The sequence below is a fragment of the Mesonia phycicola genome (assembly GCF_900141885.1).
Taxonomy (GTDB): Bacteria; Bacteroidota; Bacteroidia; order Flavobacteriales; family Flavobacteriaceae; genus Mesonia; species Mesonia phycicola.
The window spans coordinates 105,809-120,119 of the sequence record NZ_FQYY01000003.1 but is presented as its reverse complement, the minus strand read 5'-3'; the positions used below and the strand labels follow the sequence as shown (position 1 = coordinate 120,119).

Here is a 14,311-nt window from a genome sequence, read left to right as displayed (position 1 = left end):
ATATTGCAACGCTAACTATTGTGCGTGCATAACAATTCCTTAACATTGAAGATTGACTGTTAATGGCGAGTTAAAACTTAATAGCTAAGTAATTGTTTTTTTTGCACGGCAAATCAAATACTAAACATAACTGCAAAATGAAAAAACTGTTTACAATGTTGTTGCTTTTAGCAACGAGTGTAATTTTTGCTCAAGGTACTATTAAAGGGTCTGTTGTAGATTCTGAAAATGGTACTCCTTTATTGGGAGCAAACGTAATGGTAGCTGGAACCTCTAATGGTACCACTACAGATTTTGATGGAATGTTCACCCTAAATGTAGGTGAAGGGAATCTAGAAGGAGAAATAGTAATTACCTATATAGGTTTTGCTAAACAAAAAGTTTCTTTTAGTGTAAAAGATGGAGAAACTGTTGAGCTAGGACAAATTAACTTAACTGCAGATGATAATGCTCTTAACGAGATTGTTGTGGTTGGTAGAGGGGTTATTGATTTACAACAAGATAGAAAAACTCCAATTGCTGCTTCTACAATAACAAGAGCAGAAATTCAGCAGAGAGCTGTTGGTAACGTAGAGTTTCCTCAAGTATTAAAAAACACTCCAAACATTTATGTAGCTGGTGCTTCTGGAGGTTTTGGAGATTCTCAAATGTTTGTTAGAGGTTTTGGTCAGTCAAATACTGCTTTCTTATTAAATGGTCAGCCAATTAACGGAATGGAAGATGGTAATATGTACTGGTCTAACTGGGCAGGTATTACAGATATAGCAAATGCTGTTCAAGTACAAAGAGGTTTAGGTTCTTCAAAATTAGCAATATCTTCAGTTGGAGGTACGGTTAACATAGTAACTAAAGCAACTAATAGAACAGAAGGTGGTTTTGCTAGAGTTATGGTAGGTAACGGTAGTTACATGAAAGGAACTGTTTCTTACGATACAGGAATGAATGATAACGGATGGGGATTTTCTTTCTTAGTAGATTACTGGAAAGCTCATAGCAAATACGCTAATGGTACTAAAGGTGAAGGTCAAAACTATTTCTTTTCAGTTGGTAAAAAAGCAGGAGATCACAATTTCAACTTCTTAGTTACTGGAGCTCCACAATGGCACGATCAAAACTATTCAAAAGATTTAGAATTGTATGATGAATATGGAACAAGATATAACGATAACTACGGTTTTAATAACGGAGAGTATTTAACTTCTAGAAGAAATTACTACCATAAACCAGTGATGAACTTAAACTGGGATTGGGATATTTCTGAAAACTCTAACCTATCTACAGTTGTTTATGCTTCTTTTGGTAGAGGTGGAGGAACAGGAACTTACGGAAACAGTCCTAGTTATATAGACTACCCAGGAGACGTTGAAGGTGATAATCTAGACGGAGCTTATGATACGCATAACGGTTTAATAGACTGGACATATGTAGAAGAATACAACCAAACAATAGAAGGTGGTTACAGTCAAGGTTATAACGGAGCGTTATTAAGAGCATCTGTAAACAATCACGCTTGGTATGGTTCTGTAGTTAACTACGAGTATGATACATTAAAAAACTTAACATTTAATGTAGGTGCAGATATTAGATTTTATAGAGGAGATCACTTTAGACAATTAACAGACTTGTTAGGTCTTCAAGGTAGAATCGAGAACTTTGGAGGTGATGAAAACCATACGGTAACAGAAACATTTAACCCAGACCCTTGGTCAGCATTATTTAACTATGCAGATGAAGGAGAAAGAGTTGACTACGATTACTCTGAAAATATTAATTACCAAGGAGGTTTTGGTCAAGTAGAGTGGGCTAACGATGAATTCTCTGTATTTGCACAAGGGTCTCTTTCTAACCAATCATATAAGAGAGAAGATAGAGGTAACTTTGCAGAAACTAGAGAATCTAAAACTGTAAACAAAACAGGATACAATGTAAAAGGTGGGGCGTCTTGGGCGTTTATGGAAGGAAATACAATTTTTGCTAATGCAGGAAAATATTCTAGACAACCATTTTTAGATAATATCTACCCAAGCTATAGTGATAATACAGAATTAGCAGATCCAGAAGTAGATAACGAAGAGATTGTTGGTTTTGAAGCAGGTTACCGTTTTGAAACTGGAAACTTCCAAGTTAACTTAAATGCTTACCATACTAAATGGGAAAATAGATTCTTAAATGCATCTGGTTCTTACCAAGATATAGAAAATGCAACTTTCTTATTTTCAGATATCGCTCAATTACATAAAGGTTTAGAGATTGATGCTAAGTGGAGAGTTATGGAAGACTTAACTTTAACAGGTTATGCAACTGCAGGTAACTGGGAGTATGATGGTAGTACCCCAATTAGAATTAGAAATGATGATACATCAGAATTTGTAGATGAGATTTCTGGAGACTTATCTGGTGTTAAAGTAGGTAGAGCTCCTCAAACTAGTGCAGGTTTAGGTGCTAATTACGATATTATTGCTAACAAATTTTCAATGTACGTAAACTGGAACTACTATGCAGATATGTATGGTCAAGTTGATGTAGAAGATTTAGGTTTAGCTGTTGCAGTTGGTGATGATTATGAAACTGAAAAATTAAATCCTTATTCATTATTTGATTTAGGAGGTTCTTACAACCTGAACTTAGGAGATAACAAAGTTCAGTTATCTGCTAACATATACAATGTGTTAGATCACGAATATATTTCAATTAAAGATAACTACGGTTACTATTATGGTAATGGTCTTACTTGGAATTTTGCAGTGAAGTATTCATTCTAAGAAGTATAACATTATAATATATCTTCTAAAAACCGCTACTAATAGTAGCGGTTTTTTTGTGTAAAAAAATTATCTTTACACTTCAAAAAAAATAAAGTTATGTATACAGCAATTTATCACCTTCACTCTTATTGGGCATATTTAGTATTATTAGTAGTTGTTTTAGCAACCTTAAATGCTATAGTAGGTGCAGTTACCAAAAGATCTTATGCGCCAAAAGATTTTAGAGTTTCTTTGTTTGCATTAATATGTACGCATATTCAATTGCTTATAGGGATAATTTTATTTTTCCTTTCTCCAAAAATTGTTTGGTTTACAGAAGGTATTCCTGTAAAAGATATAATGGGAGATAGTGTTTTAAGACTTTACAACGTAGAGCATCCTTTATTAATGATTGTAGCAATCGCATTAATTACAATAGGTTATTCTAAGCATAAAAAGAAATTGTCTTCAGCTCCAAAATTTAAAACATTAGCTATTTTTTACCCTCTAGCATTAATAGCAATGTTAGCAATGATTCCTTGGGCTGCTTGGTTTTAATTTTCTGGAAATTCTTTATGTCTGTTTGATGTATTAAAATACATGGAATAGCAAAATATACAATTAGGGCTTTTCTTCTTTATTTAGAAGAAAAGTCCTAGTAATTTTATAGATAATGTTAATCTTATATCTAAAGGTTAATAGTTGTTAAAATTTTAAAAAAGCATTAACATTTAAAATGTTATGATGTTGTTAAACCCATAGTGTATAAGGCGTTTAGGTACGGTTAAATCAATTATTACCATTATATTTGTTATCCTACTAAAAAATTATGCTAATAGCTATATTAACAGGTTTTGTCTTTGCTATACTCCTATTTTTTGGAGGAAAAAACATTGTAAGCGGCAAACTTGCATTACTGCCTGCGCTTATTCCATTAAGCCTATTTATTTATTTTGTTCGATTTATAAAAGATATTTCGAACAATGAGATTGTACATAAAACTTATGAGTGGATTCCGTCTTTAGGTATTAATTTAAGTTTTACACTAGATGGTCTGTCTTTATTATTTAGTTTAATGATTACGGGTATTGGTACTTTGGTATTTGCTTACACATCTGCATATTTAAAAGGGAATAATTACTTAGATAGATTTTACGGCTACTTAGCTGTATTTATGGCGGCAATGTTAGGTTTAGTACTTTCTGATAACCTAATATCTCTCTTTGTTTTTTGGGAGTTAACAAGCATAAGCTCATTCTTCTTAATTGGTTTTAATAATACAAGTTTAGCCTCTAGAAAATCTGCTTTTACAGCACTAGGGATAACTGGTTTAGGAGGCTTGTTGTTATTAGCCGGAGGTTTGGTTTTAGGGAGTATAACTGGTACTTATGATATTTCTGAAATGCTGCAGCATAAAGATTTAATAGCTAATAGTGATTATTATTTACTAGTAGGTTGTTTAATTTTTGGAGCGGCCTTTACAAAATCTGCTCAATTTCCGTTTCATTTCTGGTTACCAGGTGCAATGAAAGCGCCAACTCCCGTTTCTACCTATCTACATTCTGCAACTATGGTAAAAGCTGGTATTTATTTGTTGTTTAGGCTAAGTCCGCTAATGGGGTCTACTAATTTTTGGAATACTACTTTAACTATTGTAGGTTTAATAACTATGGTTTACTCTGCGTTTCACTGTCTTTTTAGAACAGATATGAAAGGAGTATTAGCATATTCTACAATATCTGCTTTAGGTATTTTGGTGTTCTTAATTGGGTTAGGTACTCAAGAATCTTTTCTTGCTGCAGGGGTATTTATTATTGTTCACGCTTTGTATAAAGCAACGCTTTTTATGGTAACAGGAGTAGTAGACCATCAAGCAGGTACTAGAGATATCACACAATTATCAGGATTAAGAAAAGTAATGTTACCAGTTGCAATAGCAGGTATTTTAGCAGCAATATCTAATGCTGGTATTCCGCCAAGTATAGGTTTTGTAGGAAAAGATTTAATTTACGAGGGTACTCTTCATTTAGAGAATTCTGCCATATTATTAACAGCATTTGCTATTATCACCAATGTTTTAATCTCGTATGCAGGATATGTTGCGGGTGTTAAACCATTTGTAGGAAAACTACCAGAAAAGTTTGAAAAAGTGAAGTTTCCTCATTTTTTATTATGGTTTCCTCCTGTTTTATTAGCGGTAGCAGGTTTTGTTTTTGGTGTTTTTCCCTTTTTACTTCAAGATTCTTTAGTAAAACCAATAGTGCAAACTACGGGTTTAAATACTTCAGAAATTCATTTAAAACTTTGGCACGGATTTACTCCAGTTTTAGGATTAAGTGCACTTACTATAGGTTCTGGTTTACTACTTTATTTTTTACTGAAGCCTTCTAAAAAGTTAGAGCAATTTATTGCCAAATTTGATAAGCTGTCACCTAAGTCTATTATAGAAAATGTAGTTTTAGGATTTACTAATTTTTCTGGTTTTTGGACCAGCACTTTTCAAAGCGGATACCTTAGAAATTATATTTCCATAATTGTTCTGTTTTTAATTTCTTTAATGGGTTTCACGCTCTTAGACGGAACCACTTATAAGGTAGATTATTCTTCTTTTGCAAGAATAACAGTTTATGAGGTGGTTATTTTAACCATTTTAGTACTATCTATAGGGTTAATAGTTTTTGCCAAATCTAGATTGGCAGCTGTAGTTTCTACAGGGATTATGGGATATTCAATTTGTTTGTTGTTTGTTTTTTATAGCGCACCAGATTTAGCAATGACCCAATTTGCAATAGACACATTAACTGTAATTTTATTTGTGTTGGTGTTATATAAACTTCCGAAGTATTTAAACCTTTCTGATTATAAAATGAGAATTAGAGATGGTATACTTTCAATTGCATTTGGGGGTTTAATTTCCATTTTAGCTTTAGAAGTTTTAGCTCAGCCTGTAAATAGTGAGATAAGTGATTTTTATGCCAAAAACTCTTACTTGTTAGCACACGGAAAAAATGTAGTAAATGTAATTTTAGTAGACTTTAGAGGGGCAGATACTATGGTAGAGATTTCTGTATTGGCTATATCTGCAATTGGGGTATTTGGACTATTAAAATTAAGGTTGAAGAGTGTAGAACGTTTTCAAAAATAATGAAGTAGACTTATGAAGACACTTATATTAAGAACAGCATCTAATTACTTATTGCCTATATTACTCTTGTTCTCTATTTTTATTTTATTGAGAGGGCACTATTTGCCAGGAGGTGGTTTTGTAGGCGGTTTAATTGCATCTATAGCATTTGTATTGCACGCATTTGCTAACGGATTAAAAGACACCAAAAAACTATTAAAATTTCACCCAGGTTTTTTAATGCCAATAGGTTTAGCTGTTTCATTTTTAGCAGGACTATTACCTGTAATTGGTTTTGATGAACCTTTTATGACGGGTCTTTGGATGCACGACACCATACCAGTTTTAGGTGCTTTAGGTACAGCAATGTTTTTTGATATTGGTGTTTATATAGTGGTACAAGGTGTAACACTTACCATTATTTTTACAATTTCAGAATCTGCATAATATGGAGTTTTTACTAGCTATTATAACAGGATTACTTTATGCGGCAGGTCTATATATGATGTTGCGAAGAAGTATGGTAAAATTAATTATAGGTTTAATTATTATTAGTAATGGTGCTAACTTATTAATATTTCTATTAGGAAGAATTACTAAAGGGCATCCGCCAATTATACCAGATGGTTCTAAAGTTTTTACAGAAATATATGCAGACCCTGTTCCGCAGGCATTAATATTAACTGCAATTGTAATAAGTTTTGGGTTACAGTCTTTTGCTATTATTTTAATAAAAAGGGCTTATCAAGCTGTGAAAACAGATGATTTAGATGAAATGAACACTATTGAAGAAGAAATTAAATAAATGACTCAGCAACTTTTACTATATCCGCTATTGTTTCAATTGTTTTTGAGCATCTTACTAATGTTCTTTTGGAAAAAGATAGAGACGCAAAAAATAATAAGTATAGTTGGTGGTTTTATAGGTGTTTTTCTGTCGGCTTTATTGTTTTATAAGGTTTGGCATTACGGTACGCAAACAGTGCAAGCAGCAAACTGGGAGGCTCCTTACGGTATCACTTTTGTAGCAGATACGCTTTCTGCAACTTTAGTGTTATTAACCGCTATTGCAGGGATGGCAGTTTCTTTCTTTTCAGCAGCCTCTGTAATTCCAGCAAGACTAAGGTTTGGTTATTTTCCTATATACCATTTTTTATTATTGGGTTTAACAGGCGCTTTTTTAACAGGAGATATATTTAATCTCTACGTATGGTTTGAGATTATTATCATTTCTTCGTTTGTGTTAATAACACTTGGGGGAGAAAAAGCACAGATAGAAGGTGCAGTAAAATATTTTACTTTAAATATTCTAGCGTCCATTATATTTTTAACTGCTATAGCTGTATTGTATGGTTTAGCAGGATCTTTAAATATGGCAGATCTGGCAGTCTTGGTACCGCAATTAAAAAACAGACACTTAGTAGAAGTAACGGCCATTTTATTTTTAGTAGGTTTCGGAATTAAATCTGCAGTATTCCCATTGTATTTTTGGTTACCAGCCTCTTACCATACTCCGCCATCTGCTGTTGCTGCAATATTTGGAGGGTTACTAACCAAAGTAGGAGTGTATGCGCTAATTAGAATATTTAGTCTTATTTTTCTAGATAATGAATTTTTAAACGATTTATTAATTGTGATTGCTGTACTCACCTTATTTAGTGGAGCAATAGGTGCTTTGGTGCAAAAAAATGTAAGAAAAATATTTTCATACTTAATAATTTGTCACATCGGTTTTATGATAGGTGGTTTGGGGATGTTTACCAAAGTAGCTTTGGCAGGAATGGTGTTTTACTTAATACATGATATTATGGTGAAAACTAACTTGTTTATGATTAGTGGTTTAATTTATAGAATTAAAGGGACTAATAATGTAAAGCTTTTAGGAGATTTATATGATAAATATCCAAAGTTAAGTTTGTTAATGTTTATTCCGTTACTATCGTTAATTGGGGTGCCACCATTTTCTGGTTTTTGGCCAAAAGTTTCTCTAATTATAGCAACATTAAATGAGAAGAATTATGTGCTGTTGGGAGCAATTATATTAGGTAGTTTGTTAACCTTATTGGTAGTTGCCAAACTATGGTCTGAAGTTTTTTGGAAAAAAGGAGAAGAGTTACCAGTAAGAAAACATTTCTTGTACTTTAAACAAATGGATAAAGCAAGAAAGTTTCAATTTCTTGCGCCCATAGTGATGTTAGCAGGAGTTTCTTTGTATATAGGTTTTGGTGCAGAACATATGCAACAATTATCTAATAGAATAGCATCAGAGTTAATAAATAATCAGCAATACATAGATGCGGTAATGCCACAAAATAATTAAGATGAAAAACAGATTTTTATCTAACATATTGCTTACGTTTATCTGGGTGGCTATCACAGGTAGTTTTGAGTTTGCCAATTATTTGTTTGGTTTTATACTCAGCTTTATTATAATGTATGTTATAACTAAAGGAAGAGGTAGCGCTAAGTATTTTAAAATAGTACCTAAACTTATAGGTTTTATATTTTTTTTTCTGTGGGAGTTGTTAAAAGCTAATTTACAAGTAGCTTATGATGTGGTTACTCCAACCTTTTACATGACGCCAGGTATTGTAAGAGTGCCGCTAGATGCAGAAACAAATTTAGAAATTACATTATTAGCAAATTTAATAACCCTTACGCCAGGTACATTAAGCTTAGATGTTTCAGACGATAGAAAAGTATTGTATGTGCACGCTATGTATTTAAAAGATAAACAAGATTTTATAGATGATATTAAAAACGGATTTGAAAAACGTTTGTTAGAAATTTTAAGATGATTATAGAAGAGTATTTATATTATATAATTTTACCAATACTAGCAGTTTCTGTTCTCTTGGTGTTCTGTAGATTTGTTATGGGGCCAAGTATAGCAGACAGAGTAGTGGCGCTAGATTTGTTAATTACAATAGGTATTACTCTTATTGCAATTTACAGTATAGTTTATGATCAGTCTACATTTCTCGATATCGCTATGATTTTGGGATTAATAGCCTTTTTAAGTACGGTAGCCTTTTCTTATTATTTAGAGAAGAGAAATAGAAAGAAAAGAGAGAAACAACAAAGAGAAGAACAACAAGATGAGTAATATTTTAATCATCATATTATCTAGTTTAGGCGCAATTTTTATTTTATTGGCCGCTATTGGTTTTGTAAGAATGCCAGATACGTATTTAAGAATTTCTGTAACTACAAAAGCAGTAACATTAGGCGTGGGTTTAATTTTAGCAAGTGCAGCCGTTTATTTTGACGATTTATCTGTCACCTCTAGAGTATTGGCTATAGTTTTGTTTATTATATTAACTTCTCCAGTAGGCGCACATTTAATTGGTAGAGCCTCTTATTTTTCAGGCAACAAAATGTGGGGTAAATCTATTACAGATGAGCTAGATGGTAAATATCAACCTAATTCACATAAATTATCTAGCGGTGAAGAGTTTGAAGATGAAGATGAAGAAGAAGATAAAACCGAGCATAAAAAATCAGATTTATTATAAGTGAATAATAATCAAATCCCTAACGGAATACTTAAAAAACTAGAGCGAAGGGAAAAAGAAAGCTCTTTACGAGATTTGTCTTTGCCAAAAGCTGGAGTAGATTTTTTTTCTAATGATTACTTAGGCTTTGCTAAAAATAAAAAAATATACACAGAAGCATCTGCTAAACTAGAGCAAAAAGATTTACCGTTAAATAGCTCCACAGGCTCTAGGTTATTGTCTGGTAATTCAATTCTTCATCAAGAAGTAGAAAAACAAATAGCTCAATTTCATCAAGCAGAAAGTGCTCTTTTATTTAATTCAGGATACGATGCTAATTTAGGTTTCTTTTCTAGCGTTCCGCAGCGCGGAGACGTAATTTTTTATGATGAACATATTCATGCCTCTATTAGAGATGGTTTAAATTTAAGTTTAGCTACTTCTTATAAGTATCAACACAATAATTTAAGCGATTTAAAACAAAAAGTTGCTCGTCAAAATATAACAGGAAATATCTTTGTGGTAACAGAGTCTGTCTTTTCAATGGATGGGGATACTCCAGATCTAGAAGAATTAGTACAGTTTTGTGAAGATAATGGTGTTTTTTTAGTGGTAGATGAAGCTCACGCAATTGGAGTTTTTGGAGAAAAAGGTGAAGGCTTGCTACAAGATAAAAACTTGCATTCACAAATTTTTGCTAGAATAATAACCTTTGGTAAAGGTTTAGGTGCTCACGGTGCTGTTGTTTTAGGTAGTGAAGTATTAAAAAAATATTTAATAAATTTTGCTAGAAGTTTAATTTACACCACTTCTATTTCTCCACACGCAGTTGCAACTATATCTTCTGCATATCATGAGCTTTTAAATACTTCAGCAATAGAAATGCTAAAGCAAAATATTTGTTACTTTAAAAATCAATTAGATGTTTTGGAACTTGCTAGCTATTTTAATAAAAGTGATTCTGCTATTCAATCTTGTATTATTTCTGGTAATCATAGAGTTAAATTGGTTGCAGAAAGACTTCAACAACAAAATTTTTTGGTAAAAGCTATTCTTTCTCCAACCGTGCCTAAAGGTAAAGAGCGTTTGCGTTTTTGTTTACATAGTTATAACACAGAAGAAGAAATTTTCTCAGTTTTGCAGTTACTAAGTGAAGCAATTAAATGAAAGAAAAATATATAAAAATAGCCACCTATCAATTTTCATCTGAAGCTCAGATTTTTAAAGGTAGGTTAGAGGCAGAAGGTATTCACGTTTTAATCACAGATCAATACACGATAGATACAGACCCCTTAATAAGTAACGCTATTGGTGGTGTGAAATTATTAGTATTAAAAGAAGACAAAGCAAGAGCAGAAAGTGTCTTGGCAGAGTTAAGTGCATATTCTTTAGATGATAATGGAGGTGAAGTTTATTGTCCAAAATGTAAGGGGAGTAAAATAGACTATTTTACTAATGTGAACGATATAAAAGCTTTTCTAGCTTTTATTGTTAACTTTTTATTACTAGGCTTATATCCTATCTATACAAAATATGAATATCGTTGTGAAGATTGTAAAGAAAAATTTAATGTAATATGAAAACTATTTTTATTACTGGTATTAGTACAGAAGTAGGAAAAACAATTGCTTCTGCAATAGTTACAGAATCTCTGAAAGCAGATTATTTTAAACCAATTCAGGCAGGAGATTTAGAATATTCAGACACACATAAAGTAGAAAAACTATTAAGTAATCGAGAAACAAATTTCTTCCCAAATGCCTACGCACTAAATACTCCTATGAGTCCACACGCTGCTGCAGAGATAGATGGCGTAGAGATTAAGGCTAAAAATTTAAAAAGACCTTCTTCTAAAAATGATTATTTGGTGATAGAAGGCGCAGGAGGTTTATTAGTGCCTATTAATAAAAAAGAAACGATTGCAGATTTAATTTCTTCAGAAGATAAAATCATTGTGGTGTCTAGGCATTATTTAGGTAGTATAAACCACACGCTTTTAACAATAGAAAGTTTAAAAAATAGAGGTTTATCTTGTGCCGGAATTATATTTAGTGGTAAAGAAAACCCATCTACAGAGTCTATTATAAAACAAATAACGCAAGTACCAATAATTGGTAGAATTGATGAAGAACCTTATTTTGATGAAAATGTGGTGAAAGAATATGCAGATAAATTTCGTGAAAATTTAAAAAAACTATGAGTTTAGTAAAGAGAGATCAAAAACACATCTGGCATCCGTTAACACAGCATAAAATTAAACAAGAGATGTTGCCTATAAAGAAGGCAAAAGGAGTAATTTTAACAGATGAAGAAGGTAAAGAATACATAGACGGGATTTCATCTTGGTACACCGCGGTTTACGGGCATTGCAATACGTATATTACCAATAAGGTACATCAGCAAATGCAGCAGCTAGATCAAGTAGTGTTTAGTGGTTTTACACATGAACCCGCAATAAAATTAGCAGAAGCACTTGTAGAAATCTTACCAAGCAAGCAGCAAAAAATATTTTTCAATGATAATGGTTCTACTGCTACAGAAATAGGAATTAAAATAGCATTACAATACCATTACAATCAACATAACGATAGAAAAGTAATGTTAGCTTTTGAAGAAGCTTTTCACGGAGACACATTTGGAGCAATGTCTGTTTCAGATCTTTCTGTGTATAATGGAGCTTTTCAAGATCATTTTATTAAAGTAGAGCGTATACCAGTTCCTAACGGAAATAATACTCAAGAAATTTTAAATAAAATAGAGAAAATACATCAAAATACACCGCTAGCAGGATTTATTTATGAGCCATTAGTGCAAGGTGCAGCAGCAATGAAAATGCATGATGTAGAAGGTTTAAATCAAGTTTTAAAGTTTTGCAGAGAAAAAGATATTATTCTTGTTGCAGATGAAGTAATGACAGGTTTCGGGAAAACAGGTGAGTATTTTGCTTCTCATTATTTAGAAGAACAGCCAGATGTAGTTTGTATGTCAAAGGCATTAACAGCAGGTTTATTGCCAATGGGAGCTACTTCTTGTACGCAAGAAGTTTTTGATGCTTTTTATGATGAAGATATTGCAAAAGGACTTTTTCATGGCCATACCTACACAGCTAACCCATTAGCTTGTACAGCCGCTTTAGCAGGGATAGAATTGTTAACTTCAGAAGAAATACAGCAAAATATAAAAAAAATTAATGAACAACATTTAGCTTTTGATGATCGGGTAAAAAATCATTCGTTAGTAGAAAGCACAAGGTGTATAGGTACAATTTATGCCTTAGATCTAGCAGTAGAAAATTCTCGCTACGGAAATTTAAGAGATAAAATTTATAATTATTTTATGTCTAACGGAATTTATTTAAGACCCTTAGGTAAAACGATTTACATAGCCTGTCCTTATGTAATTAACAAGGAAGAATTAGAGAAAATATACGATTGTATCTTAAATTTATTAGAAAACTTTGATGAAATATAAGTGTTAAATTCACTTTTTTTAGATATTATGTTTTATTTTTATTAAAAAATGTTAAATTTTTCTTTTATTTTTAATTAAAATAATGTAATATTTGTATTGTAATTTTTATTTAAAAGGGTTATGTAAAATTAGGTTTGGGGTATCCTAATTTTAAAAAACTTCGGTATTTTTCCGAAGTTTTTTTTTATGCTATTAGTTTAGATATTTGCATAAAAGAAAAGCTAGGTGTTGAAAGATAAAATATTCATAAGTTCATTTGCTTCTATTTCTGCTTTGGGAAATACTTCAGATGAGGTTTGGCAAAATTATTTAAAAGGGAAGCCTTTATTTACTTCTAAAATATTTCAGGGTGAGCAATCTTATGTATCTCAACTTAATAAAGAAGGTAAATTAGCTATTGAAGATTTAAAAACTAGTAACAATCGTTACAAAGATTTAGATAATTCTGTTTTGTATGCTATTGCTTCAGCAAGAAAAGCTACAAAAGATTCTTTATGGAATCAAAACGATTTCGGTGTAAATATCGGTTCTTCCAGAGGAGCTACTTCATTATTTGAAAAATATCATCAACAATATTTAGAAGAAGGAAAAACAGCTGCATTAGCTTCACCTACTACTACTTTAGGTAATGTTTCTTCTTGGGTATTGCAAGATTTAGGTAGTAAAGGGCCAGAGTTAAGTCACTCCATTACTTGTTCTACAGCTCTACATAGTATTTTAAATGGGGCTGCTTGGTTAAATAGCGGTATGGCAAATCGCTTTTTAGTAGGGGGTAGTGAAGCTCCTTTAACTCCATTTACCATTGCCCAGATGAATGCGGTAAAATTATATGCAAAATATAATAAAGAAGAACAATGGCCTAATAGAAGTTTAGAAATAGATAAGTCTTCCAATACTATGATTTTAGGTGAAGGCGCCTCTATTTTTTGTTTAGAAAAGCAATCTACTAATGCAAAAGCAGAGATATTAGGTTTAGGTTATGGTACAGAAAAATTAGTGCATAACATATCTATATCTAAAGATGCTCAATGTCTTCAACAGTCTATGAAAATGGCTTTAAAAACAGCAGGAATAGAAAATGTAGACGCTATTGTTACGCACGCTCCGGGTACAAGAAAAGGAGATTGGGCAGAGATAAATGCTATAAAGAAAGTATTTAAAAGTAAACTTCCATTAATAACTTCTAATAAGTTTTTAATAGGTCATACCTTTGGAGCTTCAGGAGCTATGAGTTTAGAAATGGCTTTACTTATGCTTCAAAATAACCATTTCATAGAAAATCCGTTTTATGAAAATGATAAAAATTCAACAAAAATTTTAAAAACTATTATGATAAATGCAGTAGGATTTGGTGGGAATGCAGTAAGTGTAATTATCTCAAAATAGAATAATTTGCCCTTTAGATTTATAAGAAGTATTAAAAACTTTTTAAAAGGAGTATTTTAAACCAACCTGATTTAGTATTTTTGATTAACAAT

14 protein-coding genes are annotated in these 14,311 nt (G+C 32.0%); all 14 read left to right on the top strand.

Annotated elements, in window-relative coordinates; translation table 11 throughout:
• Positions 1-137: 137 nt before the first annotated feature.
• The 14 genes from BUC03_RS05155 to BUC03_RS05090 all read left to right on the top strand — a co-directional run bounded on the left by BUC03_RS05155 (position 138) and on the right by BUC03_RS05090 (position 14,219).
• The gene (locus BUC03_RS05155) at positions 138-2,762 is read left to right on the top strand and encodes a TonB-dependent receptor (RefSeq protein WP_073148948.1); all 2,625 of its coding nucleotides are present in this window, start codon (positions 138-140) and stop codon (positions 2,760-2,762) included.
• Between the two features lie 99 nt (positions 2,763-2,861).
• Positions 2,862-3,302, top strand: coding sequence for a hypothetical protein (locus BUC03_RS05150; RefSeq protein WP_073148946.1), 441 nt, complete (start codon positions 2,862-2,864; stop codon positions 3,300-3,302).
• A gap of 271 nt (positions 3,303-3,573) precedes the next feature.
• Positions 3,574-5,889: a putative monovalent cation/H+ antiporter subunit A gene (locus BUC03_RS05145; RefSeq protein WP_073148944.1), complete on the top strand. Its 2,316-nt coding sequence runs from the start codon at positions 3,574-3,576 to the stop codon at positions 5,887-5,889.
• 12 nt (positions 5,890-5,901) lie between these two features.
• Positions 5,902-6,315, top strand: a complete 414-nt coding sequence (locus BUC03_RS05140) for a Na+/H+ antiporter subunit B (protein WP_073148941.1) — start codon at positions 5,902-5,904, stop codon at positions 6,313-6,315.
• 1 nt (position 6,316) lies between these two features.
• Positions 6,317-6,673 (top strand): Na+/H+ antiporter subunit C, encoded by a 357-nt coding sequence (locus BUC03_RS05135; protein ID WP_073148940.1) that lies wholly within the window; start codon positions 6,317-6,319, stop codon positions 6,671-6,673.
• Positions 6,674-8,188: a proton-conducting transporter transmembrane domain-containing protein gene (locus BUC03_RS05130; RefSeq protein WP_073148938.1), complete on the top strand. Its 1,515-nt coding sequence runs from the start codon at positions 6,674-6,676 to the stop codon at positions 8,186-8,188. It begins immediately after the preceding gene.
• A gap of 1 nt (position 8,189) precedes the next feature.
• Complete coding sequence (locus tag BUC03_RS05125; RefSeq protein WP_073148936.1) at positions 8,190-8,666, top strand: Na+/H+ antiporter subunit E; 477 nt, start codon at positions 8,190-8,192, stop codon at positions 8,664-8,666.
• Entirely contained in the window at positions 8,663-8,974 is a 312-nt protein-coding gene (locus tag BUC03_RS05120) for a cation:proton antiporter (RefSeq protein WP_073148934.1), read from the top strand. The genes BUC03_RS05125 and BUC03_RS05120 overlap by 4 nt, the downstream gene beginning before the upstream one ends.
• A complete protein-coding gene (gene mnhG, locus BUC03_RS05115; RefSeq protein ID WP_073148932.1) occupies positions 8,967-9,383 on the top strand; it encodes a monovalent cation/H(+) antiporter subunit G in 417 nt (138 codons plus the stop codon). Before BUC03_RS05120 ends, mnhG begins: the two co-directional genes overlap by 8 nt.
• A complete protein-coding gene (locus BUC03_RS05110; RefSeq protein ID WP_073148930.1) occupies positions 9,384-10,529 on the top strand; it encodes an aminotransferase class I/II-fold pyridoxal phosphate-dependent enzyme in 1,146 nt (381 codons plus the stop codon). It begins immediately after the preceding gene.
• A complete protein-coding gene (locus BUC03_RS05105; RefSeq protein ID WP_073148928.1) occupies positions 10,526-10,942 on the top strand; it encodes a putative signal transducing protein in 417 nt (138 codons plus the stop codon). Before BUC03_RS05110 ends, BUC03_RS05105 begins: the two co-directional genes overlap by 4 nt.
• Positions 10,939-11,562: a dethiobiotin synthase gene (bioD, locus tag BUC03_RS05100; RefSeq protein ID WP_073148925.1), complete on the top strand. Its 624-nt coding sequence runs from the start codon at positions 10,939-10,941 to the stop codon at positions 11,560-11,562. The genes BUC03_RS05105 and bioD overlap by 4 nt, the downstream gene beginning before the upstream one ends.
• A complete protein-coding gene (gene bioA / locus BUC03_RS05095) occupies positions 11,559-12,833 on the top strand; it encodes an adenosylmethionine--8-amino-7-oxononanoate transaminase (RefSeq protein WP_073148923.1) in 1,275 nt (424 codons plus the stop codon). The genes bioD and bioA overlap by 4 nt, the downstream gene beginning before the upstream one ends.
• A 225-nt stretch (positions 12,834-13,058) precedes the next feature.
• Positions 13,059-14,219 carry a beta-ketoacyl synthase N-terminal-like domain-containing protein gene (locus BUC03_RS05090; RefSeq protein WP_317041146.1) on the top strand — a complete coding sequence of 387 codons (1,161 nt, stop codon included), beginning with the start codon at positions 13,059-13,061 and terminating at the stop codon, positions 14,217-14,219.
• The last annotated feature ends 92 nt before the right edge of the window (positions 14,220-14,311 follow it).